This is a genomic window from Brachybacterium sacelli (genome assembly GCF_017876545.1).
Lineage (GTDB): Bacteria > Actinomycetota > Actinomycetes > Actinomycetales > Dermabacteraceae > Brachybacterium > Brachybacterium sacelli.
Genome location: NZ_JAGIOD010000001.1, coordinates 727,141 through 752,764, shown reverse-complemented (window position 1 = coordinate 752,764; position 25,624 = coordinate 727,141). Strand labels below are relative to the sequence as shown.

28 protein-coding genes and 1 pseudogene are annotated in these 25,624 nt (G+C 69.5%); 9 read left to right on the top strand and 20 right to left on the bottom strand.

What is annotated here, in order from left to right; translation table 11 throughout:
- Positions 1–183 precede the first annotated feature (183 nt).
- The 4 genes from JOF43_RS03290 to JOF43_RS03275 all read left to right on the top strand — a co-directional run bounded on the left by JOF43_RS03290 (position 184) and on the right by JOF43_RS03275 (position 4,734).
- The gene (locus tag JOF43_RS03290) at positions 184–1,320 is read left to right on the top strand and encodes a Gfo/Idh/MocA family protein (RefSeq protein ID WP_209903053.1); all 1,137 of its coding nucleotides are present in this window, start codon (positions 184–186) and stop codon (positions 1,318–1,320) included.
- 242 nt (positions 1,321–1,562) lie between these two features.
- Positions 1,563–2,903 carry an extracellular solute-binding protein gene (locus JOF43_RS03285; RefSeq protein WP_209899046.1) on the top strand — a complete coding sequence of 447 codons (1,341 nt, stop codon included), beginning with the start codon at positions 1,563–1,565 and terminating at the stop codon, positions 2,901–2,903.
- Positions 2,900–3,784, top strand: a complete 885-nt coding sequence (locus JOF43_RS03280) for a carbohydrate ABC transporter permease (RefSeq protein ID WP_209899043.1) — start codon at positions 2,900–2,902, stop codon at positions 3,782–3,784. Before JOF43_RS03285 ends, JOF43_RS03280 begins: the two co-directional genes overlap by 4 nt.
- Positions 3,781–4,734, top strand: a complete 954-nt coding sequence (locus tag JOF43_RS03275) for a carbohydrate ABC transporter permease (protein ID WP_209899040.1) — start codon at positions 3,781–3,783, stop codon at positions 4,732–4,734. The genes JOF43_RS03280 and JOF43_RS03275 overlap by 4 nt, the downstream gene beginning before the upstream one ends.
- A 46-nt stretch (positions 4,735–4,780) precedes the next feature.
- Here JOF43_RS03275 and JOF43_RS03270 read toward each other — a convergent pair whose 3' ends face one another.
- From JOF43_RS03270 to JOF43_RS03240, 7 genes are all read right to left on the bottom strand, one after another.
- Positions 4,781–5,410: a hypothetical protein gene (locus JOF43_RS03270; protein ID WP_209899037.1), complete on the bottom strand. Its 630-nt coding sequence runs from the start codon at positions 5,408–5,410 to the stop codon at positions 4,781–4,783.
- Positions 5,411–5,631: 221 nt separating this feature from the next.
- A complete protein-coding gene (locus tag JOF43_RS03265; RefSeq protein WP_209899035.1) occupies positions 5,632–5,973 on the bottom strand; it encodes an SPW repeat domain-containing protein in 342 nt (113 codons plus the stop codon).
- Positions 5,974–5,992: 19 nt separating this feature from the next.
- Entirely contained in the window at positions 5,993–6,463 is a 471-nt protein-coding gene (locus tag JOF43_RS03260) for a hypothetical protein (protein ID WP_209899032.1), read from the bottom strand.
- Positions 6,464–6,488: 25 nt separating this feature from the next.
- The gene (locus JOF43_RS03255) at positions 6,489–8,420 is read right to left on the bottom strand and encodes an MDR family MFS transporter (RefSeq protein WP_209899029.1); all 1,932 of its coding nucleotides are present in this window, start codon (positions 8,418–8,420) and stop codon (positions 6,489–6,491) included.
- Positions 8,417–9,082 carry a TetR/AcrR family transcriptional regulator gene (locus tag JOF43_RS03250; protein WP_209899026.1) on the bottom strand — a complete coding sequence of 222 codons (666 nt, stop codon included), beginning with the start codon at positions 9,080–9,082 and terminating at the stop codon, positions 8,417–8,419. The genes JOF43_RS03255 and JOF43_RS03250 overlap by 4 nt, the downstream gene beginning before the upstream one ends.
- A 235-nt stretch (positions 9,083–9,317) precedes the next feature.
- Entirely contained in the window at positions 9,318–10,592 is a 1,275-nt protein-coding gene (locus JOF43_RS03245; protein ID WP_209899023.1) for an MFS transporter, read from the bottom strand.
- Positions 10,589–11,260, bottom strand: a complete 672-nt coding sequence (locus JOF43_RS03240) for a GntR family transcriptional regulator (protein WP_209899019.1) — start codon at positions 11,258–11,260, stop codon at positions 10,589–10,591. Before JOF43_RS03240 ends, JOF43_RS03245 begins: the two co-directional genes overlap by 4 nt.
- A gap of 262 nt (positions 11,261–11,522) precedes the next feature.
- Here JOF43_RS03240 and JOF43_RS03235 point away from each other — a divergent pair, with 262 nt between their 5' ends.
- Positions 11,523–12,947 carry an Nramp family divalent metal transporter gene (locus JOF43_RS03235; protein ID WP_209899016.1) on the top strand — a complete coding sequence of 475 codons (1,425 nt, stop codon included), beginning with the start codon at positions 11,523–11,525 and terminating at the stop codon, positions 12,945–12,947.
- Here JOF43_RS03235 and JOF43_RS03230 read toward each other — a convergent pair.
- The 3 genes from JOF43_RS03230 to JOF43_RS03220 are packed head-to-tail and all read right to left on the bottom strand — an operon-like array spanning position 12,917 to position 15,110.
- Positions 12,917–13,813, bottom strand: coding sequence for a DMT family transporter (locus JOF43_RS03230; RefSeq protein WP_465251458.1), 897 nt, complete (start codon positions 13,811–13,813; stop codon positions 12,917–12,919). The two genes, JOF43_RS03235 and JOF43_RS03230, sit on opposite strands and share 31 nt — an antisense overlap.
- A 35-nt stretch (positions 13,814–13,848) precedes the next feature.
- Positions 13,849–14,418, bottom strand: a complete 570-nt coding sequence (locus tag JOF43_RS03225) for a TetR/AcrR family transcriptional regulator (protein ID WP_209899009.1) — start codon at positions 14,416–14,418, stop codon at positions 13,849–13,851.
- Entirely contained in the window at positions 14,415–15,110 is a 696-nt protein-coding gene (locus JOF43_RS03220; RefSeq protein WP_209899007.1) for an HAD-IA family hydrolase, read from the bottom strand. Before JOF43_RS03220 ends, JOF43_RS03225 begins: the two co-directional genes overlap by 4 nt.
- On the opposite strand from JOF43_RS03220, the pseudogene JOF43_RS23255 reads away from it, so the two are divergent.
- Positions 15,030–15,707: pseudogene (locus JOF43_RS23255) on the top strand (alcohol dehydrogenase catalytic domain-containing protein); the annotation flags it as partial. The gene JOF43_RS03220 and the pseudogene JOF43_RS23255 sit on opposite strands and share 81 nt — an antisense overlap.
- 139 nt (positions 15,708–15,846) lie before the next feature.
- On the top strand, positions 15,847–16,335 hold the full coding sequence (locus tag JOF43_RS22435) for a zinc-binding dehydrogenase (protein ID WP_342592074.1): 489 nt from the start codon (positions 15,847–15,849) through the stop codon (positions 16,333–16,335).
- A gap of 57 nt (positions 16,336–16,392) precedes the next feature.
- On the opposite strand, the gene JOF43_RS03210 is transcribed toward JOF43_RS22435, so the two are convergent.
- From JOF43_RS03210 to JOF43_RS03195, 4 genes are all read right to left on the bottom strand, one after another.
- Positions 16,393–16,569 carry a hypothetical protein gene (locus JOF43_RS03210; RefSeq protein ID WP_209899005.1) on the bottom strand — a complete coding sequence of 59 codons (177 nt, stop codon included), beginning with the start codon at positions 16,567–16,569 and terminating at the stop codon, positions 16,393–16,395.
- Between the two features lie 371 nt (positions 16,570–16,940).
- Positions 16,941–17,636, bottom strand: a complete 696-nt coding sequence (locus JOF43_RS03205) for an alpha/beta fold hydrolase (protein ID WP_209899002.1) — start codon at positions 17,634–17,636, stop codon at positions 16,941–16,943.
- A complete protein-coding gene (locus tag JOF43_RS03200) occupies positions 17,633–18,268 on the bottom strand; it encodes a LysR substrate-binding domain-containing protein (protein WP_209898999.1) in 636 nt (211 codons plus the stop codon). Before JOF43_RS03200 ends, JOF43_RS03205 begins: the two co-directional genes overlap by 4 nt.
- Entirely contained in the window at positions 18,241–18,597 is a 357-nt protein-coding gene (locus JOF43_RS03195) for a LysR family transcriptional regulator (RefSeq protein WP_209898997.1), read from the bottom strand. Before JOF43_RS03195 ends, JOF43_RS03200 begins: the two co-directional genes overlap by 28 nt.
- Positions 18,598–18,679: 82 nt before the next feature.
- Between JOF43_RS03195 and JOF43_RS03190 the strand changes: the two genes are divergently transcribed.
- Positions 18,680–19,234 carry a sugar O-acetyltransferase gene (locus tag JOF43_RS03190; RefSeq protein WP_209898994.1) on the top strand — a complete coding sequence of 185 codons (555 nt, stop codon included), beginning with the start codon at positions 18,680–18,682 and terminating at the stop codon, positions 19,232–19,234.
- 41 nt (positions 19,235–19,275) lie between these two features.
- Here the strand turns inward: JOF43_RS03190 and JOF43_RS03185 are convergent, their stop codons facing one another.
- Positions 19,276–20,202, bottom strand: a complete 927-nt coding sequence (locus JOF43_RS03185; protein WP_209898991.1) for a cation diffusion facilitator family transporter — start codon at positions 20,200–20,202, stop codon at positions 19,276–19,278.
- A complete protein-coding gene (locus JOF43_RS03180; protein ID WP_209898988.1) occupies positions 20,202–20,576 on the bottom strand; it encodes an ArsR/SmtB family transcription factor in 375 nt (124 codons plus the stop codon). The genes JOF43_RS03185 and JOF43_RS03180 overlap by 1 nt, the downstream gene beginning before the upstream one ends.
- A gap of 131 nt (positions 20,577–20,707) precedes the next feature.
- On the opposite strand from JOF43_RS03180, the gene JOF43_RS03175 reads away from it, so the two are divergent.
- Positions 20,708–22,936 (top strand): heavy metal translocating P-type ATPase, encoded by a 2,229-nt coding sequence (locus tag JOF43_RS03175; RefSeq protein ID WP_245354001.1) that lies wholly within the window; start codon positions 20,708–20,710, stop codon positions 22,934–22,936.
- Between the two features lie 21 nt (positions 22,937–22,957).
- On the opposite strand, the gene JOF43_RS03170 is transcribed toward JOF43_RS03175, so the two are convergent.
- From JOF43_RS03170 to JOF43_RS03155, 4 genes are all read right to left on the bottom strand, one after another.
- Entirely contained in the window at positions 22,958–23,509 is a 552-nt protein-coding gene (locus JOF43_RS03170; protein WP_209898986.1) for a hypothetical protein, read from the bottom strand.
- Positions 23,510–23,586: 77 nt separating this feature from the next.
- Positions 23,587–24,060, bottom strand: coding sequence for a prepilin peptidase (locus tag JOF43_RS03165; protein WP_209898983.1), 474 nt, complete (start codon positions 24,058–24,060; stop codon positions 23,587–23,589).
- Between the two features lie 112 nt (positions 24,061–24,172).
- Positions 24,173–24,826, bottom strand: coding sequence for a hypothetical protein (locus JOF43_RS03160; RefSeq protein ID WP_209898980.1), 654 nt, complete (start codon positions 24,824–24,826; stop codon positions 24,173–24,175).
- A 188-nt stretch (positions 24,827–25,014) separates the two neighbouring features.
- Complete coding sequence (locus JOF43_RS03155; protein WP_209898977.1) at positions 25,015–25,575, bottom strand: hypothetical protein; 561 nt, start codon at positions 25,573–25,575, stop codon at positions 25,015–25,017.
- Positions 25,576–25,624 lie beyond the last annotated feature (49 nt).

The following is a 25,624-nucleotide window of genomic DNA, read 5'->3' as shown; positions in this document are numbered from 1 at the left end:
CGAACCGATTAAGCGCCCACGGTGCTCATCGGCTCTTCGCGGCGTCCACGGCGCTCCCGTCGCCCTCTGAGCTTCGCGCCGGAGCGGTCAGGACGGACGTCGACGAAGCCCTCGTCGGGGTGCCTACGTGCCGAGGCAGACCCCGTCGTCGATCGTCCAGTCCGTCCTCACGAGGAGATTCTCCTGTATACGTCAGCTCCCGCTCGTCCTGTCGGTGTCGGCCTCATCGGTGCCGGCACGATCTCTGCCGAGTACCTCAAGAACCTGACTTCGTTCCCGGATGTGGTCGTCCACATCGTCGGTGACCTGTTTCCCGAGGCCGCCGCGCAGCGCGCCGAGGAGTTCGGTGTCCCCGCGTCCGGCACTGCGCAGGACGTGCTGGATCATCCCGGGGTGGAGATCGTCATCAACCTGACGATCCCCACCGCCCACGCCGAGGTCTCCCGTTCGATCGTGGCGGCGGGTAAGCATGTGTGGACGGAGAAGCCGATCACCACCGAGCCCGCCGACGCGAAGGCTCTGTTGGAGGCGGCTGACGCGGCGGGCGTGCGCGTGGGCGGCGCCCCGGACACGGTGCTCGGCGCGGGGATCCAGACCGCGCTGCGGACCCTGCGGGACGGCTCGATCGGGGCCCCGGCCAGCGCGCTGACCCTGTTCCAGACCCCGGGCCCGGAGGACTGGCATCCCAATCCCGCGTTCCTGTTCCAGGAGGGGGCGGGGCCGTTGTATGACATCGCCCCGTATTACGCGACCACCCTGGTCCTCGCCCTCGGCCCCGTCACGCGCGTGTCCGCGGTCGGCTCCCGGGCGCGTCAGCAGCGCACCATCGGTTCGGGTCCCAAGGCTGGTGAGGTCTTCGACGTCACGGTGCCCACTCAGGTGGCGGCGCTGTTGAGCTTCGCCTCGGGGCAGAACGCGACGGTGCTGCTGAGTTTCGACTCCCCGCACAAGCGGGCCGGGTTCGTCGAGGTCTACGGCACCGAGGCGACTCTCGCGTTCCCCGACCCCAACGTGTTCGAGGGTGATTCGGCGCTGACCGCTTATCGCGGGGAGTCGGCGTCCCCGGTGCCGGCCACGGGGGCGACCACCGGGCGGGGGCTGGGTGTGTTGGAGATGGCCCGCGCGATCCGTGCCGGTGTTCCCCACCGCGCTCAGGGAGAGATCGCCGCCCACGTCCTGGACGTCATGGTCGCCATCGAGACCGCCATCTCCGAGGGGTCGATCATCGACGTCGACTCCACCTTCACCGAGGTCGAACCCATGCCCGCCGACTTCGACCCCCACGCCATCACCCTCACCGACGTACCTGCGACGGCCTGACCCGGGCCGCGGGCGTCGGGGTACGGCGCGCCACCGCGCATCGAGTGCGACGTCCCGCCGGATCCGGCGCTCGCAGATCCGTCTGGACGTCGCACTCGCTCGGTATCAAGGCATCCCAGTGCCAGGGTGATCCGCCGCAGCACCGGGGCAGGTCCGGTCAAGAATCCGTCGACGCAGAGACGGAGAAGTTTCCCGACCACACTGTGGTCGCGTCCCTCGACGAGGAGGATTGACAAGCACCGATGTCACGCCTGACACGACGTTCCGCGCTGGCGGGAACCGGGGCGGCCTTGACGGCCTCTGCCCTGGCCGCGTGCGCGCCGCCCGCCCAGAACGGGGTGAACGTCGAACCCACGATTCCTGCGTCCGACGCCCCCGTGACCCTGACGTACTGGTCCTGGTACAAGGATCTGCAGAAGGTCTGCGACATCTTCAACGGGTTCCAGGATCGGATCCAGGTCGAGGTGACGTGGATTCCGGGCGGTGATGGCGGCGGCTACGCCAAGATGCTCTCCGCGGTCGCGGCCGGTGGCGGCCCCGACATCGGCCACGTCGACATGCGGTCGGTGCCCGAGTTCGCCCTCGCCGGGGCGCTCACGGACCTGGCACGCTATGGCTTCGCGGAGCAGGAGGACCAGTTCGAGCCGAGCGCGATCAACCAGGTGAAGGTCGCGGATGGCATCTGGGCGGTGCCGCAGGACTACGGCCCGGTCGCGACCTTCTACAACCGGGAGGTGCTCGAGGAGGAGCTGGGGCTGCGCCCGCCGGCCACCTGGGAGGAGTTCCACGAGACTGCGGGAATCGTCTCCGAGGCCGGCAAGAGCTTCCTGACCTTGGACCCCTCCGACGGGTACGCCCCGATCGCCTGGGTCATGCAGTCCGGCGCCACCTGGTTCCGCCCCGAGGGCGACGGGTGGATCGTGGACATGACCGACGAGCCCTCGATGCGCGTCGCGGAGTTCTGGGACCAGATCTTCGCGGAGAAGATCATCAACACCAACTACGGTCCGCAGACGACCCCGTGGTACGCCGCCGCCGCGGAAGGAAACGTGCTCGCCTCCATCAGCGGTTCCTGGGCCGACGCCCTGATCGAATCGGTGCCCGGTGGCTCCGGGAAATGGGCGGTGGCGCCCATGCCCGTGTGGGGGAGCGGGGTCGGCTACGCCTCCGGGGTCTCCGGCAGCTCGTCCGCCGTGGTCCTGGCCAACAGCAAGCATCCGGCCGAGGCGGTCGAGTTCCTGACCTGGATGTGCACGGAGCCGGAAGGGATCGACGCGATGATCGAGTACTCCGGCATCGGCTGGTCGACGGCCAAGGACTACATCGGAGAGGCCCGGAAGCAGCCGTCCGAGTTCTTCTCGGGCCAGAGCTACAACGAAGAGGTGATCGTGCCGATGGCGGAGGGACAGAATCTCGACTGGACCTGGGCGCCGCTCATGCAGCGGGTCAGCACGATCATCGGTGACGGGATGACGGGCGCCGCCAACGGCACGGTGTCGCTGACGGACATGTTCGCGAACTCGCAGCGGGAGATCGTGCAGATCATGCGGGATATGGGTTTGGATGCGGAGGAGGCGCGATGAGGTCGAGGAGTGCTCCGTGGGTGTTGTTGGCTCCGTTTCTGGTGGTTTTCATCGGGACGATGATCGTGCCGATCGTGATGGCGATCGGGTATTCGTTCAGTTCGGTGGAGCGGTCGGGGTTGTTGGGTGAGGGTGGTCTCACGAATAGTTTCGCGGGGTTCGAGAACTACGTGAAGGCGTTGTCGAATGCGAACTTCGTGGAGTCGATCGGGCGGATGGTCCTGTTCGGTATCGTGCAGGTCACGGTGATGATCGTGGCGGCGACGGTGTTGGCGTTGTTGTTGGAGACGGCGAACGCGAAGTGGCCGGGCTTTTTCCGGGCGACGTATTTCTTGCCGTACGGGATCCCGGGGGTGATCGCGACGATCTTGTGGTCGTTCCTGTACATCCCGGGGTTGTCGCCGATCGTGGACGTGCTGGGCTGGGTGGGGTTGGAGATCGACTTCCTGGGCCCGAACATGGTGTTGTGGTCGATCGCGAACATCGTGACCTGGACGTATACGGGGTACAACATGTTGATCATCATTGCGCAGCTGAAGGCGATCCCGGGTGAGTTGTACGAGGCGGCGAAGATCGACGGTGCCAGCGGGTTCAAGGTGGCGATGGCGATCCAGCTGCCGTTGATCCGGCCGGCGTTGATGTTGACGATCATCTTCTCGATCATCGGGACGCTGCAGCTGTTCGCCGAGCCGCGGTTGATGCAGACGATGAGTGCGGGGATCACCTCGGAGTACACCCCGAATATGTCCGCTTATGCCTTCGCGTTCCAGTACAACGATGTGGGTATGGCGGCCGCGCAGGCCGTGATCATCGCGGTCTCCGCGTTCCTCCTCTCAGCGGTCGCGCTGGGAATCTCCTCGTGGACGGAGAAGCGTCGATGACCACCTCGAACGATACGCAGCACAGGCAGGATCCCGTGGCGGGGCGGCGGAAGGCGTCCCCGGCGCGTGCGCGGGAGGGGGATGGTCGGGCCGGGACTCGTGATGCGGGGCGGAAGCCGACGACGACGATCCTGGTCACCGCGATCTTGGCGGTGGTGGCGATCTATTTCCTGGTCCCGGTGTACTGGGTGGTCATCAATGCCACCAAGTCGACGGAGGATCTGTTCGGCACCAGTGGGTTCTGGTTCGGGGAGAGCTTCCAGCTGTGGGAGAACATCAAGGCGGTGCTGTCGGCCAACGGCGGTATCTTCCCCCGCTGGGCGGTGAACTCGGTGCTGTATGCCGGGGTGGGGTCGGTGCTGGCGACGTATTTCGCGGTCGCCGCGGGGTACGCGCTGGCGAAGTACCGTTTCCCGGGGCGACGTTTCGTCTATGTCCTGGTGCTGGGTGGGGTGCTGGTGCCCGGTACGGCGGTGGCGTTGCCGTTGTTCTTCTTGTTCAGCTCGATCGGGATCACGAACACGTACTGGTCGGTGTTGATCCCGTCGCTGGTGAGCCCGTTCGGGTTGTTCCTGGCCTCGATCTACGCCAGTGCGGCGGTGCCTGATGAGTTGTTGGAGGCGGGCCGGATCGATGGGGTGGGGGAGCTGGGGTTGTTCCACCGTCTCGCGTTGCCGCAGTTGACGCCGGCGATCGTGACGATCGTGTTGTTCCAGTTCGTGGCGATCTGGAACAACTACATGCTGCCGTTGGTGATGCTGGCGGACGAGAAGTTGTATCCGATCACGCTGGGGCTGGACAACTGGCGGGCCCAGACCGACCGGCTGCCGGAGTTCTACCAGCTCACAACCGGCGGTGCCCTGTTGTCGGTGATCCCGCTGGCGATCCTCATCCTGGTACTGCAACGCTTCTGGCGCGGCGGCCTCACCGAAGGCTCCATCAAAGGCTGAAACCCCTCACCGCGCCCGCAGGCGGTGGGCCAGGGCGAGCCGGTCGTCACTCAAGGAGGTGCCTGTCGTCGTCGGACTCCACCTGGTCGGCATCGGCCCGGGGCGGTTCGAGTGCGGCGCGGTCGCTCCTGGTCAGGTGGGAGTGGACGGCGGTGGCGGTCTCGGGCAGCGGTCGCGGTGGGAGGTACGCGGTGGCTCCCGCTTCGAGCATCCGGGTGACGGGCCCGGCGTAGTGGACGCCGAGCTCCTCGTCCTCGATCTCCGTGATCAGCACCCGGGCGCGGGGGAACTGCCGGCACAGCGCCCCGAGCAGCTGCGGGCTGAGCGGCGGGACGAGCAGGACGTCCGTGCTGGCCGGCGCCTCGTGGAGGTCCAGGACGACGTACTCGCTCCCGAGCTCGTCGGAGAGCCGACCGCGCGCGGTCTCTGAGAGCTGCATCGCCGTCGCGACCACGGTGACTCCCTCCGGAGCCGGAGCCTGATCCTCAGGGTGATCAGGCTCGGCGAGGACCGTGCCCTCCAGGGTCGAGGAGCGGAACCCGAGAGTGCCGAGCGCGTCACCGGACCTGGTGAGCGTGACCTCCTCGCCGCGCATCGCCGCGTCGAGAGCGGTGGCGACGGCAGGCGGCAGGGAGTCCAGCTCCAGCCGGTGACCGGCTCGGCGGCGGTGTCTCACAGCGTCTCCTCACCCGGTGCTTACGGCCCGGCGCGGACTCGGGGCCGGCGCGCCGGCCCTCGTCGGACACCACTATGCGCGACATGCCGGCCGGGCACCAGTGTTTCGACGCGGCGCCGTGCCGAGATCGACCGCGGCACGAGAGCGGCCGCAGCCTCCCGGGGAGGGACGCTGCGGCCGTCTGGTCGTACGGGGCGGCTCGGCCCCCGGTGGAGGGGGCTTCAGGCGTCCTCGTGGGCGGCCCGCTGCTGCGCCGTGCGCGCGACGGCGGCGAGTCCGCCGCCGAGGACGGTCACCACGGCGGCCAGGGACAGCACGGCGAGCACGAGGCCGACGACGAAGTCGTTGGTCGTGCTGGCCGTCCAGTCGGCGCCGCGGTTCTGGAAACCGACGAGGAACGGGGCGAGCATCATCCACAGCCCGCTCAGTCCGAGCAGGCTCAGGATGCCCATCCCGACCTTGTCGAGCACGTTGAGGGGCTCGGCGACGCGGGCGGCGGCCCGCCCCTCGGAGGGCGTAGCAGTGGGAGCGGATGCAGCGGTGTTCTGCAGGTTCTCAGTCATGGCAGTGTCTCCTTCGCGATCAGCGGTCGGCGGCGACGGCAGCCTGGGCGCCGGTGTCGGTGCCCACGGCGCTGCGGCCGTACTCGCGGTGGGTGGTGGCCTCCGGGGCGGAGGAGGTCGGGTCGGTGCTCTCACGGTCGAGGTCGCGGGCCAGGGCCGCGATCAGCGGCTCGAGCATGGCGTCCATCTCGCGGGAGCTGTCAGAGGTGGCGGCGGGCGCGACCGGCTGGACCGGGGCGGGCGCCGGCGCAGGGCGCGGCGTGATGTAGCCGGCCTGCACCATGTGGGTGCGCAGGGAGCTGGCGAAGACGATCAGGCCCACGAGGCCCACGAGTGCCAGCGGCAGGCCGGTCCACACATCGGTCAGGGTCGCGTCGGTCCAGTCGGCATCTTCCGGCTGGAAGCCGAGGGCGAAGGGCGAGAGCGTGAGCCAGAGTCCGGCCATCAGGGCGAGGAGCGAGGCGATCGCTCCGACGAATCGACGAGTCACGAGGTAGGTCCTTTCGAGAGGCTGCTCAGGACTGGGCAGCGAGCTGAGGGGTCATGAGGGCGGGCTCCGAGGCGGTGTCGGTGCCCTGGGCGTCCTGGGCGCGGTGACGCCCGGGGCGCTCCGTGCCGGGGTCGCCGTCGGCGCCGTCCAGGAGGGCGAGCGCCGCCGGGGTGATCAGCGTGCGCACCGCATGCTCGGCGCGCTCCGAGGTGCTGCCCGGGTGGTCGCCGGCGAGGCGGGCCAGGGCGATGGTCAGCTCGGAGTCCGAATCCGCCGTGCGGGCACGCTGGACGATCAGGGAGAGCACCAGGCCCAGGCGCAGGTCCTCCTCGTTCCGACCCGGCAGCGGGGCGAGGGCCCCGGTGGCCGTGGCGGCTGCGGTGGGAGCGGTGGCCGCGTCGGTCGAGCCCGAGGCGTCGACCGTGGTGGCCAGCGGGACCTCCTTGATGAACAGCACGATCACGAAGGCCGCGCCCAGCAGCGGGACCAGCCACAGGAAGACCGGGGTCAGCGCGTCGGTGTAGGCGCCGACGACGACGTCCTGGATCTTCTCGGGCAGGTACTGCACGAGCTCCGGGGTGAGCGAGTTGGTGTCCCCGCCGCCGCCCATCTGGGCCGCGGCCTGGGCGGGCATGCGCTCGCTCAGCAGGTCGGTGAGGCGGCTGGTGAACACCGAGCCGACGACCGCCGACCCGAGCGAGGCACCGATCTGGCGGAAGAAGTTGTTCGACGCGGTCGCGGTGCCGACCTCGGAGCTCGGGAAGGTGTTCTGCACGATGAGCACCAGGTTCTGCATGCCGATGCCCAGCCCGGCGCCGAGCACGAACATGTGCGCCATGATCACCCAGGTGGCCGTGTCGGCCTGCATCGTGGACAGCAGGAACACGCCGAGCGCGGCGATCAGCATCGACAGGATCGGTGCCCACTTGTAGCGGCCCGTCCGCGAGACGATCTGGCCCGAGGCGATCGAGGTGATGAGCAGGCCCGCCACCATCGGCAGCAGCATCAGACCGGACTCGGTCGCGCTGACGCCCGTGGACATCTGCAGATAGGTGGGCATGTAGCCGATGGCGCCGAACATGGCGATGGCGATCACGAGGGCAGCGACCGTCGTGAGCACGAAGTTGCGCTTGCGGAACAGGTGCAGCGGGATGATCGGCTCGGCGGCGAAGCGCTCGGCCAGCACGAACAGGGCGCCGAACACGGCTGTGGCCACGAACAGCCCGATGATCTGCCAGGAGCCCCACTCGTAGGTGTTGCCACCCCAGGAGGTCGCGAGGATCAGCGAGGTCACGGCGATCGCCATGGTGGCGATGCCGAGGACGTCCAGGCGGGCGCGCTGCGAGGTCTTGGGCAGCTTCAGGAAGAACACCGCGGCGAGGATCGCGAGGATCCCCAGCGGCACGTTCAGCCAGAAGCCCCAGCGCCAGCTCAGGCTCTCGGTGAACCAGCCGCCCAGCAGCGGGCCGATCACCGAGGACAGTCCGAACACGGCGCCCATGACGCCCATGTACTTTCCGCGCTCACGGGCGGGGACGACGTCGGCGATGATCGCCTGCGCCAGCAGCATCAGCCCGCCGCCGCCGATGCCCTGGACGGCACGACCGATGATGAGCACGCTCATGTTCCCGGCGAGCGCCCCGACGAGCGATCCGGCGACGAACACGCTGAGTGCGAAGAGCAGCAGGGGCTTGCGGCCGATGAGGTCGCCGAGCTTGCCGTAGATGGGCATCATGATCGTCGAGGCGAGCAGGTAGGCCGTGGTCACCCACAGCATCTGGTCGACCCCGTCGAGATCGCCCACGATCGTGGGCAGGGCGGTGGAGAAGATGGTCTGGTCCAGCGCCGCGAGGAACATCGCGACGAGGAGCCCGGCGAACAGCGGGACCAGGCGGGTGCCGCTGCCGCTCTCCCGGCGCGCGGCGGGCGCGGGAGCAGCAGTCTGGAGGGTGGTCATAGCTCTGCTTCCTGGATGAGGGTGAAGGTGTCGAGGAGGGACTCGATGAGCTCCTCGGTGCTGGTCTCGGGGTTCTCGACCGAGGTCTGGATGGCGTAGCGGGCGATGCCCCACCACATGGCGACGATGAACCCGGTCTGGCGGGCGATCAGCACCTCGGCGGTCTCGGCCGTCCCCGGGGTCATCCCGGAGGCGGCGTATCGCGTGCGGATGCGCCGGGAGACGAGGGCCTCGAGGTCGTCGTTCTTGGCGGCGACCTGGTCGGCCAGCGCCTTGGCGAGCGTCGGATCGCTGCGGATGAGCTCGAGGCGGGCGCGCCAGGTCTCCGGGGAGATGTGACGGGGCCGCTCCTCGAGGGCGGCGAGGAGCATGTGGGCGAGGTCGGCGAGGATGCTGCCGCGGGGTCCGTGGACGAAGGCCTCCTGCACGTCCTCCGGGATCGGGCCGGGGTCGTGGCCGATGACCACGGCCTCCTTCGAGCCGAAGTAGTTGAAGAAGGTGCGGCGAGAGACCTGTGCGGTCTCGCAGATCATCTCGACCGTGACGTCCTGGTACCCGTGGCGGGTCATGAGGTCGAGGGCCGCCTGCTCGATCGTCGCGTGCAGCTGCTCGCGTTTGCGTTCGCGCAGGCCTGGCGTCCTCGGTGTGTCCGTCCGGGACATGGCAACCCTCCTCGTCGTACGTCCGTCGGGGTCGCCGGCGCGGGTTCCGGTCGACGACGAGACCCAGAATATTGCACTGGGTGCATGTTTGCATACAGTGCAAGTTTGTCTCGTCGGTCACGCCTGAGTGGTCCGGACAGGCAGAGGCGGCTCACCCCCGTAGGGGTGAGCGGCGAGGTGGGGGCGGCCGGGAGCGCTGTCACCGACCGACGATGGGGTGCGGCCGGGGGCGCCCTCAGCGACCGACGGTGAGATCCTCCGGGGCCGGCAGCGGGTCGCGGGCCTCGAGCTCCGTCCCGTCGGCCGCCCCTGCACCCGGTGGGCGGCGCAGTCCCCAGCCCACCAGCGTCAGGCAGAGAGCGCAGATCACGGCAACGACGACGAGCCCGCCGGTGTACGGCAGGACGGGGGTGAGTGCAGCGAGGATCGTGGGCAGCAGGAAGCCGAGGTAGGACAGCGAGTAGTACACCCCGGTGATCCCGGCCAGGTCGCGCGGGGTCGCGAGCGATTGGGCGATGATCAGCCCGGCGACCACGCACACCCCGTAGGACGCCCCGAGCAGGGCGGCCACGGCGACGACGAACACGGGGCTGCCCAGGTCGCTCGCCACGGCGGCCAGGATCATCCCGGCGGTCATGCCGCTCATCCCCACCAGCAGAGCGCGCCCGCGGGTGAGGCGGTTCAGCAGGCCGACGGTGCCCTGCGCGAGGGCGCCGATGCCGAGGGTGAGCACTGTCAGTCCGGTGGCGTAGATCGTCGCGGCGCTGCCGATCCGGTCCTCGACGGTGCTGGGGAGGATCGCGTAGGCGACGCCGGCGGCGGCGAACACCCAGGGTGCGGCCGGCAGCACCAGGCGCCGGAACGTGGGGTGGCCCGTGGAGGGGACCCGCAGGTCGTCGCGGAGCGCGCCGCGGGCACGCAGCTCGCGGGGCAGGCTCTCCGGGGCGCTGACCAGCGCAGCCGACGCCAGCAGGCACAGTAGGAGGTGGGCGAGGTAGGGCAACTGCCCCGGCAGCGGCGCCCACTGGGCGAGCGAACCGGTCACGCCGGCGCCGATCGCGAAGCCGAGGGTGAGGGTCATCGAGGAGCGGCGGGCCCCGGCTGTCGCGGTGGCGGCGCGGTCGTGCGGCGCGGCGGAGAGCTCCTTGATCCAGCTGGAGCCGACGGACATGCCGACGCCCACCCCGATGCCCGCCAGGACGCGGCCGACGCACAGCTCCACGAAGCTCTCCATCCCCACCGCGAGCAGGACGGAGGCGAGAGCGGCGCTGGCCAGGCCGGCGATGGCCAGGGGCTTGCGCCCGTGGCGGTCCGAGAGCGCGGCGGCGAGCAGCATGCCGGGGACCAGGCCCACCACGTACATCCCCAGCAGCAGGTTCGCCTGCCACGGCGCGTAGCCGCCCAGCGACTCGTACACGTGCAGCAGCGGGGTGAAGTGATTGCCGCCCCAGGCGAGCACGAAACCGGTCGGGGCGACTCGCAGCCAGTCGGGGACCTGCGGTCGGCTCACTTCCCGACCTCGTAGTGCTCGTGTCCGGAGGTGAGATGGCGGTCGATGAGGTCGCGGAACGCCGCGACGTCCTGGCGCCGCACGGCGTCGGTCAGCTCGACGTGCTCGCGATGGAGGGCGGTGAGGTCGGCCGTCGCCGCGGTGACCGCGAGGCGGGAGAGACGGTAGAGGCGCGGGGCGAGGGACGCGATGATCTCCTCGACGACGCTGTTCCGCTCGTGGCGGATGATCCGCAGGTGGAAGGCGTGGTCGTGGACGGCGAACTCCGCCGGGCGGCCGACGCTGTCGGCCTGGTCCGCCAGGATCGGCTCGAGCGCCTCGAGCAGGCTCATGCGCATCTCGTCGTCCCCGACGATGCGGGCGATGGCATGGCCCTCGAGCATCGAGCGCACCGACAGCAGTTCCTGACGCTCTCGCGCGGTGGGGCTCGTGACCAGTGCGCCCTTCTTCGGGACCAGCCGCACCAGGCCCCATGCCGAGAGCTTCAGCATCGCCTCGCGGGCAGGGGTCCTGCTCGCGCCGTGCTCCGCAGCGACGTCGACCTCGGTGAGCAGATCGCCTGGGTCGATGTCCCCGTCGGCGATCGAGCGGGCGACGGAGGCGGCGATGCGGTCGGCGAGCGGTCGACGCTCGGACGCATCCAGCCACGGCAGTTCCAGGGACTCCATGCCTTCCACCCTAATGCATGCATCAATGGATGCATGATGCGATGTGACTGGAGGATCAGGTGACCGGGGCCGTGTTCTCACCGAGTGCTGATGCCACCGCGAGCCCTCAGCCGGAGCAGGCCCGTCCAGCGGCCGGATGTCTCTTTGCCTCCTCCGACCGGGCCTGGAAAACTCGGGAGGTCCCTCGGCGGGGGCCGTCGGTCCTGTCGCCGGAGGATTCCCGGCGCACCGCTGCGCATTCCCCCGTGACCAGGAGACGTCGATGACCGCGTCCATCCCCGCCCCCGACCGCGAGGGCACCCCTCCCGAACGATTCGTCAGCGGCGACCCGTACGCCCTGGACCCCTCGGCGGTGAAGGATCCTCCGATCGGGTGGCGAGCCTCCTCGAAGTTCTTCGGCCCGGGCCTGATCGTCTCCGCCTCCGTGGTCGGGGCCGGTGAGCTCATCACCGCCACCTCGCTCGGTGCCCAGGCCGGCTTCGTGCTGCTGTGGCTCGTGTTCGTCTCCACCATCGTCAAGGTCGCGGTCCAGACGGAGATGGCCCGCTACTCCATCGTCACCGGCGAGGGGGCGATGGAGGGCTACAACCGGGTCCCGCCCCGGGTGGGCCCCGTCAGCTGGGTCTTCCTGATGTGGGCGCTGATGGCGGTGAGCAAGCTGGTCCAGACCGGTGGCCTGATCGGCGGGATGGCCGGGGCGCTGTCGATCCTCATGCCCCTGGGGTTCGGCCCGCTGTCGCCGACCTCGATGACCATCTGGGGAGTCGTGGTCACGCTGGCCGCGATCGCGACGCTGATCTCGAACCGGTACGGGCTCATCGAGAACGTGGCCACCGTCTTGACCATGACCTTCGTGGTGGTCACCGTCCTCGTCGTCATCGCACTGCCGTTCAGCGAGTACGCCTATTCCGGCGCCGAGCTGGCCTCGGGGGTCAGCTTCCAGCTCCCGATCGGGGCGATCGGCGTGGCGCTGACGATGTTCGGGCTGACGGGCGTGGCCTCCGAGGAGATCACCGCGTACACGTACTGGTGCCTGGAGAAGGGGTATGCCCGCTGGTCGGGGCCGAACGACGGCTCGGAGGAGTACCGTCGGCGCGCCCGCGGGTGGATCGCGGTCATGCAGAAGGACGCGATGGTCTCCTGGGTCATCTACACGGTCTCGACCGCCGCTTTCTACATCCTCGGCGCCGCCGTCCTGCACCCGCAGGGACTGTTCCCTGAGGGCAATGAGATGATCCGGACCCTCTCGGAGACCTTCGCCGGGGTGTTCGGCGAGCCCGGACGCATCATCTTCCTGCTGGGCGCGCTCGCCGCGCTCGGCTCCACGATCTGGGCGGCGATCCCGTCCTGGTCGCGATCCTGGGCCAACGCGCTGTCCATCGTCGGGGTCTACGACTGGGCCGACGGCCGGCGCCGCAATCGGTGGATGCAGTTCTTCATCGTCGTCCTGCCCCTGATCTGGCTGCTGACCTTCCTATGGATCAACTCGCCGTTGGTGATGATCATGGTCGGCGGCATCGCGGGCGGGATCTTCCTGGCCGCGGTGGCCGTCTCCGCGCTCTACCTGCGCGGGCGGATCGATCCGGAGCTGCGGGGCGGACGTTTCCTCCACGTCGCCCTGCTCATCAGCGCGATCGCCATCATCGGGCTGGGGATCTACTCGGCCGCCACCACGGTGATCGGCTGATCCTGGGGAGTGTTCCGGCCGCGGCGTCGAGGAAGCGAGAGCACGACGAGGCCTCCTCCGATGATCGCGAGGCCGATCCACCCGGCGACGGGTAGCCGCTCACCGACCACGAGCACCGCCAACAGTGCGGCCACGGCAGGCTCGCTGAGAGTCACGGTGGTCGCCGTGCGCGCCGGCACGACGGTCAGGGCGTAGCCGAACAGCACGTACCCGAGGAACATCGGCACCAGCGCCATGTAGGCGCCCACGGCGAGCGTCCGCCCGTCCGTCAGCAGCGGTGCACCGGTCACCAGCAGCACGGGCACGAGCAATGCTCCGCCGAGTCCGAACACCGACCCCATCGCGGCGGCACGGGGCACCTCGCGGCGCATGAGGTGACCGACCGCCCAGGAGTACGTCGCGTACGACGTGCCTGCGACCAGACCGAGCGCGACCCCGAGACCCACGGAGGCGGCCCCGATGTCGCCGCCCGGAGCGTCGGTGAGGCACAGAAGTGTGCCGCCGGTGATGCCGAGGGCGGCGGCGAGCACCCATCGGCGATCGGGAAGGGTGCGGTCGACCAGCACCTCCAGCACGCCGGAGGCGATGGGGGCCGAAGCCAGGGAGACCACGGTGCCGATCGCGACGCCCGCCGTGTGCATCGAGGAGTAGAAGGCCAGCGGGTACACCATCACCGCGAGGCCACCGAGGACCCAGGGAACCGTCTGGGAACGGATCGCCGGCGTGGCCCTGCGCACGGAGCGCGCCGCGATGGCCGCCTGGAGCAGCCCTCCGACGCCGAGCGCCGCCGCGCCGATGGCGAGCGGGCCGACCTCCGGAGCAAAGGTCGCGGCGGTGCCCGTTGTCCCCCACAGCACGGAGGTCACCAGGAGGGCAAGGATCGGGCGTGGTGCTGCCCTCTTCACCTCGCGGCCACCAGGCTTTCGGCGATCGCGCGGGCGCGACGCAGCCGCTCCGCGGTGCCCTCGAGGCCGGCCCGGGAGACCGCGCCCTCCAGCAGGAACGACAGGTGTTCGGCGAGCTGCCGGGCCTCCGCCTCGCCCCGCGTCTCGGTGAGCATGCCGCACAGCAGGTCCTCGACCTCCTCCTTGTGGCGACGCACTGTCGAGCGCCCGAGGGAGCCGGCCGGCAGCTCCGCGGCGGCGTTGAGCAGGCCGCAGCCGCGGAATCCCCCCAGGTGCTCGGCCTCGGCGTGGTCGATGTAGGCGTCGAACACGGCGAGCACCTGCTCGCGGGGCGTCGAGGCCTCCCGCCGACGGGCTGCGAACCTGGTGAGCCACAGCTGGTGGCGGTCCTCGAGATACGCGGAGACGAGGTCGTCCTTCGAGGCGAAGTTGTTGTACAGGCTCTTGCGGGCCACCCCGGCGTGGGCGGTGATCGTGTCGATGCCCGTCGCGGCGATGCCATGGGCGTAGAACAGCTCGTGCGCGGCCTCCAGCAGCCGGTCGCGGGCGGGAGCCACCGGGCTCATGCCGCTCCTCCCGTCACCAGGGCGAGGAGCTCCTCGAGGGACGCGACCGTCGCGTCGAAGTCGTCCTCGGGCTCCGGGCCGTCGGCGTGCGGCCGGGGCAGGTAGACGGAGCGGTAACCAGTCTCCGCGGCGCCACGGAGGTCCCAGGGGTGGGCGGCGACGAACCAGCTGCGGGCCGGGTTGATCCCGAGCCGGCGCTCGGGCTGCAGGTACGCCTCGGGGCGCGGCTTGAGGGTGCGCTCCGAGTCGGTCGACAGCAGGGCGTGCCAGCGCAGGCCGGTTCCGGCGCAGGAGGCGCTGGAGGCCGCGAGGTCCGTGTTGGTCAGCCCGATCACCTGCGCGTGCTCGGCCAGGGAGGCCAGGCCCGCGGCCGCATCGGGGAATGCCTGCGACCGTGATCCCGCGCCATTCAGCGCCTCGTACTGGACCCCGCCGACCTCCAGGTCGTAGCGGGGGAGCAGTCCGGCGAGCCCTTCGTGCTGCAGTCGCTCGGAGGGAGCCCAGGGCGCCTGGCCGGCGACGATCTCGGCGGTGCGTGCCTCGACCCGGTGCTGCCACGCCGCGGCGAACTCGGCCGCCGCGGTCGTGCCGAGCACGGGGGAGAGCACGGCATGGCACTCGGCCTGCACGGTGCCGGTGCTGTCCAGGAGCGTGCCCCCGATGTCGAAGACGACGGCAGGTCTGTGGGTCATGAGGTCTCCTCCGAAGATCTAGACGGTCAGTTCCGACGAGTAGGTAGACTAGTCTACCTACTCACGGGGTGTGCGCGCCGTCGGTCAGCGATACGACGGACGCGCTGTCACCGCCGGCTGCGACGGCGGACCGCCCGCGCGAGATCTGACGTGCACGAAGCTCCAGGAGGTCGACCCATGAACATTCCCCGGACCATGACCGCGGTGCGGATCACCGCGCACGGAGGCACGGAGACGATGGAGGTCGCCCACGTGCCCGTTCCGACCCCGTCGGCATCGGAAGCCCTGGTCCAGGTGCGATCCGTCGCGGTGAACAACACCGATCTGTGGACCAGGCAGGGCGCTTACGGGCTGCCCGGGGACCCGGACGCACGGGCCGGATGGCGCGGGCCGCTCGAGTTCCCCCGGATCCAGGGCGCCGACGTCGCCGGCGTCGTCGTCGCGGTGGGAGCCGGCGGCGACGCCACCACGATCGGACGGCGCGTCGTCGTCGACCCGGCGCTCTACGACTCCTCGCGGCCGGACGCCCATCCCGTCGGCCTCCTGGGCAGCGAGCGGGACGGCGGTTACGCCCAGTACGTGACCGCCCCGCTCGAGCGACTCCACGACGTGACCGGCTCCGAGCTGTCCGACGACCAGCTGGCCGCGCTCCCCACCGCCTACGGCACCGCCTTGGGCATGATCGAGCGCGGGCGGGTCCGAGCCGGGGACGTCGTCCTCGTGACAGGAGCCTCCGGTGGCGTCGGCCTGGCCGCGGTGCAGCTCGCGCGCTCGGGGTGCCACTGTCCTGGCCGTCAGCAGCGGGCCGAAGCGTGCGGGTGTCCGCGAGGCGGGTGCGCACGAGGTCATCGACCGTGCGGAGAGCATCCCCGCACAGTTGCAGGCCCTGGCGCCCGACGGCGTCGACGTGGTCCTGGATGTCGTCGCCGGGGACCTCGTCGCCGAGGCGATCCCGCTGGTGCGCGAGGGCGGCCGCTGGGTCGTCGCCGGGGCCCTCGGCGGGCACGAGGTCGCACTCGACGTACGGCGCCTCTACCTGCACAACATTCAGCTGATCGGCTCCAGCATGCACACGCCCGAGCACTTCGACCTGCTGATGGACCTCGCACGCCGCGGCACGATCCGCCCGGTGATCGCGGCAGCGTTCCCGCTGGAACGTGCGGCCGACGCCCAGGAGGAGCTCGGCCAAAGGAGCCATGTCGGGAAGATCGTGCTGCACCCGTGACCCGCAGTCCCCCGCGTCAGCCCGCCGGGCAGCGTGCCCGGCGGGCGCCCTGGTCGCTCAGGGCGCCATGGTGGGTTCCTCGTGAGCCTGGGCTTCGTGGACGACCGGGCCGGCCGGCAGAGCGGTCGGCCCTCCGTGCCGGTACGTCTTCGGGGGGAGCCCGTGCCTGATGGCGTGACCCGTGTCGATCGCCCGCGCGACCTCGAGCACCCCGTGTCCGATGTTCCTGATCATCTCCCGCTCACCTTTCATACGGCCCGAACGTCGTCCGGGACACCGCAGGCAGGCGGGGAACGGCACGCCCTGGATGCGCCGATTCCCTGCCTGAACAGGCCTGTTGCGGATAATTCTGGACCCCGCGGAAGGCGCCGCGCAAGGGGTGTCGAGACCCCAATTCGCGGTGTCGTGGCAGCCCGTCCGCGGGTGGGGTCCGGGCGTCGTTCTCGGAGCGTTTCTCGACGGAGTCGAGCGCTCGCCTCCTGGACGAAGAGGTGCGCCTCGTGGCTGCATCGTCACAGGTCACGAATGGGTCTGCTGTGTTTCGACGTGTCGGGTTCCGCGCCGGGGCAGATGCGAGGAGCGATGCGATGCGGTCCAGGCGCGGTTCACAGGCCGAGAACGATGTCTGCGATGTCGTCCGGACGGGAGATGTACGGGGAGTGGCCCGCCGTGATGACCTGACTGCTGGTGCAGCGGCGCGCCAGCTGACGTTGGAGCTCCGGACTCATCGCGCGGTCCTCTGTGGACCCGACGTAGTGGCTTCGGACGTACCTCCATGCGGCGCGCTGGACGACGCCTCGTCCGTGGCCGGAGGCCTGGGGCACGAGCAGCGATGTCGCGCGTTCCGCCGCACGTGGGTGGCAGTCCGCATAGAACAGGTCGGTCGCGACGTCCGGCGGGATGAACGTGCCGCCCCTCGGATGAGGACGCACCCAGGCATTGACCGGCGCATCAGGTCCGCCGAGAACGGCGCAGCTCTCGCCGGCGTCCGGGACGAAGGCGGCCAGGTAGAGGAGCGCGCCCGCCCCGTTCACACCGGAGATCACGGCCCCTCCATAGCTGTGGCCCACGACGACGGGTGTGGTCACGGAGAGGTCGATCGCCCGTTGAACGGCGGCGGTGTCCGCGGCGAGCGAGCCTCGGTGCAGTCGCGGCGAGCGAACGCTCGCGCCCCGTCGCCGCAACGCCTCGGCGAGCGGCTGGAAGTGCGCGGGCTGGTGATAGAGACCATGCACCAGCACGACGTCGGGGGAGTCCATGGCAGTGAGCACACCACAGATCCGCCGAGCGGTCTCGCTCACCCCGGGTCGAGGATGTCGGTGTCGGCCGCGCCCCAGTCCGGCTCCCAGGTGTCGGTCGGCCTCGCATGGGCGCGCCGCGCGCCGGAGAGGTGCGCCCGTAGTGCGGATAGCCCGGGATGCGGGTTGCCCGTCCGCCAGAGCAGGGCGTGGGGGTAGATCGGCGTGGGGTCGCGCAGGGGGATACGGCGGAGGTCGTAGTGCGCGGGCCACAGGTAGCGGTCCCGGCGCCCGACGATCGTGGCCAGGTCGCGGGAGGTGGAGAGCTGGTCGAGCAGTGCCTCGTCGCCGAAATGGGGGCCCAGGTTGTCGATCGAGAGGCCGAAGGCTGCGCCGAGGTCGTCGTAGAAGCGCGCCCACTCGGTGCCGGCGACGATCCCGGGGATCCAGAGGCGATGGCCGGCCAGGCGGGACGGCGCGAGAGAGGATTCCTGGGCCAGCGGGTGGCGGGGGCCGACGAGGACCTCCAGCTCGTGGTCCACTGCTCGGGCGGTGCTGATCCCGGCGGGCATCTCCGCTCGCGGAATCGTCACGGCGCGGAACGAGGCATCCAGAGACCCGGCACGGACGCCGTCCACGGCGTCCTCGAGGCGCCCGGTGGGGAGGGTCACGACGTCCAGTTCGAGATCGGGCACGCCCGATGGAAGTCCTCGACGGCGACGGCCGGGGCGATCCGACGGTTGGTCACGTCGACCCGGATCGCTCGATCGACGGAGCCCACCGAGCGGACTGCCCGATCGGCGGCCAGCACGAGTTCCCGTGCGTGCGGCGCGAATGCTTGTCCGTCGACCGTCAGTCGCAACCCGCGCGGTGTGCGGGTGAACAGCGTGGCTCCGAGGCGCCGCTCGAGAGACCGGAGGCGTTTGGAGGCTGCTTGTTGAGTGATGCCCAGCTCCGGGGCGGCGTCCTGGAGCCGTCCCAGCTCTGCGACGAGCAGGAACGTGCGCACTCCGTCGAGGTCCATCGATTCTCCTCAACTCCTGGTTGTGCGCTCCGGATCTTGGAGTTGTTTGATACCAGGTCCACGGCCCTGATGGGATCATGGCATGCCTGCTGCCACAACCACACGTGTCGACGTCCCGTCCGAAGAGTTCTCCCGGTACGCGGAGCGGATCCACCACGTCATGGGGCTCACCTCCCGCCTGAACGTCCTTCCGTTCGAGGACGAGACCGGGCGCGCGGCCCTGCTCGCCGAGATCTTCGGCCGACCTCTTCCACCGTCCGTGCGGATCTACCCGCCCTTCTACAGCGACTACGGACTGAACATCGAGCTGGGTGAGGACACCTTCGTGAACCAGGGGTGCACGTTCGGAGGTTATGGAGGCGTCCAGATCGGAGCCCGCGTGATGATCGGCTTCGCCACGAACCTCATCAGCTCAGGGCACCCGGTGCCGCGGGCGGAGCGCCGTGAGCACCTCACGGCCTCTGCGATCACGATCGAGGACGACGTGTGGCTCGGGGCCTGCGTGACTGTGCTCCCCGGCGTCACGATCGGGGAGGGGGCCGTGGTCGGGGCGGGCGCGATCGTCACGAAGGACGTCGCCGCCGACACGCTCGCGACCGGGCCAGCGGCGACGCCCCGGAGAGCTCTGGGCGGGTGAGACAGCGGCACTGACACGGAGGAGCCCCGCAGGGCCGAGGACTACGCGTGCAGGTTGCGTGCGGACTCCTGCTGGTGGATGCCGGGGCTCTCGAGCTGGATGGTGGCGTGCTCGAAGGCCACCGGGAAGTGCGTCCCCACGCAGGTCTGGACCTCCTCGAGGATGCGCAGGGCGTGCGCCGATTCGAAGCATTCCTCGCCGACCACCACGTATGCCGAGATGATCGGTAGACCGGAGCCGATCGCGGAGGCGTGCAGATCGTGCACGTCCTGGACGTGCTCGAGGGAGAGCAGGTGGTCGCGGACCTCGTCGAGGTCGACACCCTTCGGGGTGTATTCCATCAGGATGCGCAGCGTCTCGCGCAGGATGCGGACGGCGCGGGGGACGATCAGCGCCGCGATGAACAGCCCGGCCAGGGCATCGGCCTGGAGGAAGCCCGTGACCTGGATGACGATCGCGGCGATGATCACGCCGAGCGAGCCGAGGGCGTCGTTGAGGACCTCGAGGAAGGCGGCGCGCAGGTTCAGGCTCGCATTCCTGCCGCCGACCAGCACGCTGATCGCGATGACGTTGGCCAGCAGGCCGATCACGCCGAACACCAGCAGCTCCCCGGAGGGGACCTCTGGCGGGTCCGCCAGGCGGGAGATGCCCTCGACGGCGGTGTAGGTGCCGACGACGATCAGCAGCGCGGCCTGGGCCAGCGCCGCGAGCACCTCGATGCGGGCGAAGCCCCAGGTGCGCGCACTGCTGGCCGGGCGCTGCATCATGGTCGCCGCGAGCAGGGCGACCAGCAGTCCCGAGGCGTCCACGAGGGCATGTGCGGTGTCGGTCAGCAGCGCGAGGCTGCCGGTGACGACGCTGCCGACCGCCTGGGCCAGCACGATCAGTGCGGTGATACCGAAGGCGATCGCCAGTCGCGTGCGGGCGGTGCCGTCCGCGCCGTGGGAGTGGTCGTGACCCGCGCCCATCAGAGCCCACCGCCCAGGCCGTCGTCGTGGTCACGGTGATCACGCAGGGACAGCGAGGCGCCGGCGGCGTCGAGCAGTGCGTCGGCCGAGGAGAGCACGCCGGTGAGGTGGACCAGGTCCGTCAGGGCGAACCACGACGCCCGACCCTCGCTGCGCACGGTGACCAGGCCGCAGTCGCGCAGGCACGCCAGGTGCTTGCTCACCGTGGACTGCGCGAGATGCATGTGATCGACGAGGTCACGCACCCGATGCTCACCCGTGGAGAGGTGCTGGAGGAGCGCCAGGCGCGTGGGCTCGGCCAGGGCGTGGAACAGCGCTGCCTGTGCGTCGCTGATCTCGAACCGGGGCTCGCTCGTGATCTCTGTGATCGTCATGGGGCGATCATATCGCTGGGAAGCGATGAAAGTAAGGCGGGTGATGGCGTCGTCGGGGTCGCCGGAGGGGCGTCGCCCCCGGAGGGTCGCCACCCCTGGACACATACCCCTAGGGGGTATAGCGTGCGGGCATGGCTTCCGATCGCATGTCCCCTCCCCCCGATGGCCGGCGTGACGACGGGCATGGGGCTGATGAGGCGCACCCCGGGAACGAGGCACGGGACGAGCACGAGGGCCTTGCCGGGCACGGCGGGCAGGAGGGTCGGGACGGCCATGCCGGGCACGACGACCATGACGGGCATGCCGGTCAGGAGGGTCATGGCGGTCCTGCCGGCCACGGCGAGCATGCGGGTCACGGCGGGCATGCCGGGCACGGCGACCACGTCGCGCAGTTCCGGCGGCTGTTCTGGATCAACCTGCTGATCGCGGTGCCCGTGGTGGCGTTCTCGCCGATGTTCGCGATGCTGCTGGGCTATACCGTCCCCGAGTTCCCGGGGGCGGGGTGGATCGCGCCGTTACTCGGCACAGTGATGTACGTCTGGGGCGGTCGGCCGTTCCTCACCGGCGGCATCGCGGAGATCCGCTCCCGCCGGCCGGGGATGATGCTGCTGATCGGCCTGGCGATCACGGTCGCCTTCCTCGCCTCGTGGGGCGCGACCGTCGGCCTCCTGGATCATCAGCTGGAGTTCTGGTGGGAGCTCGCACTGCTGATCGTGATCATGCTGTTGGGGCACTGGATCGAGATGCGCTCCCTGGCCCAGACCACTTCCGCGCTGGACTCCCTGGCCGCGCTGCTGCCCGATGAGGCCGAACGGATCGAGGGCGATCAGCTCGTCACCGTCGCCCCCGCGCAGCTGCAGCAAGGTGACCGGGTGCTGGTCAGGCCCGGGTCGAGCGTCCCGGCCGACGGCACGATCCTCGAGGGCCGCGCCGACGTCGACGAATCCATGGTCACCGGCGAGTCCCGCCCCATCCCCCGCGGCGTCGGCGACCAGGTCGTGGCCGGTACCGTCGCCACCGATTCGAGCCTGCGCCTCGAGGTCACCGCCATCGGCGAGGACACCGCCCTGGCCGGTATCCAGCGCCTGGTCAGCGAGGCGCAGAACTCCTCGTCCCGCGCGCAGCGGATCGCGGACCGGGCCGCGGCCTGGCTGTTCTGGTTCGCCCTCGGCGCCGCGGTGCTCACCGCGCTCATCTGGTCCCTGATCGGCCTTCCGGACGAAGCCGTGGTGCGCAGCGTGACCGTGCTGGTCATCGCCTGCCCCCACGCCCTGGGCCTCGCGATCCCGCTGGTGGTCTCGATCGCCACGGAGCGAGCCGCCCGCGGCGGCGTCCTGGTGAAGGACCGCCTGGCGCTGGAGGCGATGCGCACCGTCGACGCCGTCCTGTTCGACAAGACCGGCACCCTGACCAAGGGACGGCCCGCCCTCGCCGAGATCGCGGCCGGGAACCCCCAGCAGGTCCTCGCCCTGGCCGCCGCGGCCGAGTCCGAGAGCGAGCACCCCCTGGCCCGCGCCATCGTCGAGAAGGCACAGGCTGACGGGGTGGCTGTTCCTGCCGCCTCGGACGCCTCCTCCACCCCGGCCCTCGGCGTCAGTGCGCGAGTGGACGGCCGCGACATCCGGGTCGGCGGCCCCCGGCTGCTCGAGGAGACCGGCCGGGCAGAGCATGCTGACGCCGCCACCTGGCGACAGGAGGGAGCGATCATCCTGCACGTGCTGCGCGACGGCGAGGTGATCGGCGCCCTGAAACTGACCGACGAGGTCCGCCCCGAGTCCCGCGAGACCGTCGAGGCGCTGCATGCGCTCGGGGTCGAGGTCGTGATGATCACCGGAGACGCCGAGGCAGTGGCTCACAGCGTCGGCGAGGAGTTGGGGATCGACCGCGTCTTCGCGGAGGTGCGTCCGGAGGACAAGTCCGCCAAGGTCGCGCAGCTCCAACAGGAGGGCTCGAAGGTCGCGATGGTCGGCGACGGCGTCAACGACGCCCCCGCCTTGGCCCAGGCCGACGTCGGCATCGCGATCGGTGCGGGCACCGACGTCGCGATCGCCTCGGCCGGTGTGGTGCTGGCCAGCTCCGACCCGCGCTCGGTGCTGTCGGTCCTCGAGCTCTCGCGCGCCGCGTATCGCAAGATGAAGCAGAACCTGTGGTGGGCTGCCGGCTACAACCTGCTGTCCGTGCCGCTCGCCGCCGGGATCCTCGCCCCGATCGGGTTCGTCCTGCCGATGTCCGTCGGCGCGATCCTCATGTCCGCCTCCACCGTCGTCGTCGCCCTCAACGCCCAGCTGCTGCGCCGCCTGGACCTGCGCCCCGAATCGGCTGTCGCCGCTGTGCAGGGGCAGGCCAGCGGGAGAGTGTGAAGCTCGGAAGGGCCTCGACGCTCAGTCGCCGAAGTGATCAGCGCATGTCGTTCCTTCTGGATGGAATTCCTTTGCCGCGATGAGCCATGGTTCGTCAGTCGAGTCGCGAGTCAGCGTGAACCGGCCAACGTCTCGACCTTCGGCCTCTCCTTGATCATGGCCGTCTCGCATCACCCGTTGGTTCGAGGTGTCCTGACAGAACTCGACCACGACTGTCGCTTCGTCCTGTTCGCGCACGGTCCACTCGGAGAGCTCTCGCTCCCCTTCGAAAGTCGCCCCGCTGTCGCGGTTCTGGGCATCGACGGTGTCTGCTTGCTCGGCCAGTTCCGGGGTGAGGTACTCGGTGTTGTAACTCGTCTCCAGCCAGCCCTCGGCTGCAGCGGTGTCGAACGCGTCGAAATACCCCTGAATCCGCTCCTGCGGCGCCGCGTCGGCCGGATCCTGGGACGTTGATGGATCGTGTGTCACGGCCTCGGAAGGGCCTCCTCCGGTCTCGTTGCCACAGGCCGTGAGAGGGAGGGCGACGAGGCTTGCCATCGCGAGGGCTGTCATTGCTCGGTGTCGGGTGCGCATGGGCTCCTCGGGTCGTTAAGCGGTGCAGTCGTGGACGTGACGGCCGAGCCTTCAGGCGACACGGCGTGGGACATAGATCAGGTGAGGCCGGGGACGGGGACCACGAGCACCAGTGCCGTCCCGAGGATCAATCCGGGGCCGAAGGGGACGGACCCGCGCACTCCCCGTCGCTTGCGCAGCACTGCCCAGATCAGAGTTCCGAGGCATCCGATCCACAGGCCGGCGAGGAGGGCGAGGGGTGAGACGAAGCCTCCGTAGAGGCCAAGACCTGTTCCGAGGATGACGTCGCCGAACCCGAGCCCGCCGCGAGCGAGGATGAACAGCCCCAGCAGCAGCACAGTCACGACGCCGCCAGTGATCGCGGCGGTGAGCAGCGGTCCAGCGCCGGTCCAGATCGAGGCGATGGGAAGCAACACGAGAGCGGAGCCCAGGAGGCCGAGATTCAGGGGCAGTGGAAGGCGGAACTCGCGTGCGTCTTTGATCGCCAATGGGGTGGCGAGAGCGAGGAATGCCAGCAGGGCGGGCCAGAGTGCGGGCGTGAAGAGAAACATCAGCACCGACTCCAGGGGCACGCGGAGGAGTGATCGCTAGGGGTACGCCCCGTGGGGCCCGACAATGATTCCTGGCGCTGAGACACGGACAATGTCCTGACACAGTGCGGGGTCACGAAACACCGGTCACAACGGATTCGTACTGCCCGATGCGCAACTGCTTGGAGGTCGGTAGGTCCACTGAGATTGTGCCGCTCTCACCGGTTGTCGCCTCCCAGGTGATACTCCAGTGCGCCGTGATCTCGACGTCGAAGAGCCCTGCGGGTTGGTGGTCACTCATCTGCTCGTACGTGTGACCACAGTCGGGGGATTCGTAGACTCCTGTGCCGGGATACTCGGTCCCGGGGCCGTTGCATTCGACAGTCGTGCCGTCGCCCGTGGCGATCGTCATCCCGGAGAACGCCCCCGCCGCCGTCACCGTCACGGAGCCAGCGGTAGCGCTGGTGGTAGTAGGTCCGGTGGTCGACTCGCTCGGATCGTAGACCCAGAACCAGACAGGCAGTCCCACAGCGCCGAGCGTCTCTGGCCCGTTGGGCGTGGAACTGATCTCCGGAGCCTGGAGGGTCATTCGGGACACTGCCGTCTCAATGGCTTGGCTGCGGGAAGCCTCGACGTCCTCCTGGTCATCGCCAGCGGGATCAGCGTCCTCGACGGTCTCGATGATGTAACTCCCCGGAGTGCAACGGGAATCAATTGACACCTCGTCCCCGCCCTCGTAATCAACGTCGGCACACGTCTCAGCCTGTTCGGCTCGAAGGTGTCGCATAAGTTCCCCATGATTGGATTCACTGCTTTTGTCAGCTCTGCCACCGTTATCGCTCTTGCCTTGAGATGACGCCCCGGTCTGGCTCGTCGATGAACGTCCGTCTCCGCCGGCAGTCGTCCAGCCTTTGTATTCGGCAAGCGCTGTGGGCGCTGTTGCGATCAGCAGCGCAAGCGTAGCTATTTGGACTGTTAGTCCTCGGGCTGGGCGAAGTGATCCGCGCACGTTGTGCCCTCCGGATAGAACTCCATTTCCGAGATGTACCAGGCTTCGGTGGGTGAGCTCCGCGTGAGGGCAAATTTTCCGACGTCAGCTGCTTCCGTCTCGCCTACATCCTTTCCGCCCTGTATAACGCGTTGCTTCGAGGTGTCCTGGCAGAACTCGACCACAGTGCTCGTGTCGGCTTCCTTGACGGTAGTCCACTGTGACAGCCCTCTTTTGCCCTCAAACGTGACGCCGCTGTCCTTGTTCTTTGCGTCGTCTGCGTCGGGTTTTTTCGCCAGTTCAGGCGAGAGGTACTCGGCGTTATAGCTGGTGTCGGGCCAACCGTGTGCTGCTGCCGCGTCAAAGGAGTCGAGGTACGCCTCGACCCGCTCTTGCGGCGTCGCGTCTGCAGGGTCCTGGGACGGCGGTGCTTCCTGGGTGGCGGCTTCGGTGGGGTTCTCCTCATCCCCGGCGCTGCAGGCGGCGAGGAGGAGAGCGACGAGGCTGGCCATGGCGAGGGCGGAAAGTGCTCGGTGGCGGGTGCGCATGGGGCTCCTCAGAGTGCGATCCGGTGGGGCGCAGGGGCGGTGGGCATCA

What these genes read in the sequence shown, in the direction of transcription:
- JOF43_RS03280 (WP_209899043.1), top strand. Translation starts at nt 2,900, where the DNA reads ATGAGGTCGAGGAGTGCTCCGTGGGTGTTGTTGGCTCCGTTTCTGGTG.
- JOF43_RS03195 (WP_209898997.1), bottom strand. Translation starts at nt 18,597, where the DNA reads ATGGACCTCGACGGAGTGCGCACGTTCCTGCTCGTCGCAGAGCTGGGA.
- JOF43_RS03225 (WP_209899009.1), bottom strand. Translation starts at nt 14,418, where the DNA reads ATGAGCCCGGTGGCTCCCGCCCGCGACCGGCTGCTGGAGGCCGCGCAC.
- JOF43_RS03265 (WP_209899035.1), bottom strand. Translation starts at nt 5,973, where the DNA reads ATGACTGAGAACCTGCAGAACACCGCTGCATCCGCTCCCACTGCTACG.
- JOF43_RS03170 (WP_209898986.1), bottom strand. Translation starts at nt 23,509, where the DNA reads ATGCGCACCCGACACCGAGCAATGACAGCCCTCGCGATGGCAAGCCTC.
- JOF43_RS03250 (WP_209899026.1), bottom strand. Translation starts at nt 9,082, where the DNA reads ATGTCCCGGACGGACACACCGAGGACGCCAGGCCTGCGCGAACGCAAA.
- JOF43_RS03165 (WP_209898983.1), bottom strand. Translation starts at nt 24,060, where the DNA reads ATGTTTCTCTTCACGCCCGCACTCTGGCCCGCCCTGCTGGCATTCCTC.
- JOF43_RS03160 (WP_209898980.1), bottom strand. Translation starts at nt 24,826, where the DNA reads ATGCGACACCTTCGAGCCGAACAGGCTGAGACGTGTGCCGACGTTGAT.
- JOF43_RS03190 (WP_209898994.1), top strand. Translation starts at nt 18,680, where the DNA reads ATGCCTGCTGCCACAACCACACGTGTCGACGTCCCGTCCGAAGAGTTC.
- JOF43_RS03255 (WP_209899029.1), bottom strand. Translation starts at nt 8,420, where the DNA reads ATGACCACCCTCCAGACTGCTGCTCCCGCGCCCGCCGCGCGCCGGGAG.
- JOF43_RS03285 (WP_209899046.1), top strand. Translation starts at nt 1,563, where the DNA reads ATGTCACGCCTGACACGACGTTCCGCGCTGGCGGGAACCGGGGCGGCC.
- JOF43_RS03175 (WP_245354001.1), top strand. Translation starts at nt 20,708, where the DNA reads ATGGCTTCCGATCGCATGTCCCCTCCCCCCGATGGCCGGCGTGACGAC.
- JOF43_RS03155 (WP_209898977.1), bottom strand. Translation starts at nt 25,575, where the DNA reads ATGCGCACCCGCCACCGAGCACTTTCCGCCCTCGCCATGGCCAGCCTC.
- JOF43_RS03220 (WP_209899007.1), bottom strand. Translation starts at nt 15,110, where the DNA reads ATGACCCACAGACCTGCCGTCGTCTTCGACATCGGGGGCACGCTCCTG.
- JOF43_RS03185 (WP_209898991.1), bottom strand. Translation starts at nt 20,202, where the DNA reads ATGGGCGCGGGTCACGACCACTCCCACGGCGCGGACGGCACCGCCCGC.
- JOF43_RS03275 (WP_209899040.1), top strand. Translation starts at nt 3,781, where the DNA reads ATGACCACCTCGAACGATACGCAGCACAGGCAGGATCCCGTGGCGGGG.
- JOF43_RS03240 (WP_209899019.1), bottom strand. Translation starts at nt 11,260, where the DNA reads ATGGAGTCCCTGGAACTGCCGTGGCTGGATGCGTCCGAGCGTCGACCG.
- JOF43_RS03180 (WP_209898988.1), bottom strand. Translation starts at nt 20,576, where the DNA reads ATGACGATCACAGAGATCACGAGCGAGCCCCGGTTCGAGATCAGCGAC.
- JOF43_RS03235 (WP_209899016.1), top strand. Translation starts at nt 11,523, where the DNA reads ATGACCGCGTCCATCCCCGCCCCCGACCGCGAGGGCACCCCTCCCGAA.
- JOF43_RS03210 (WP_209899005.1), bottom strand. Translation starts at nt 16,569, where the DNA reads ATGATCAGGAACATCGGACACGGGGTGCTCGAGGTCGCGCGGGCGATC.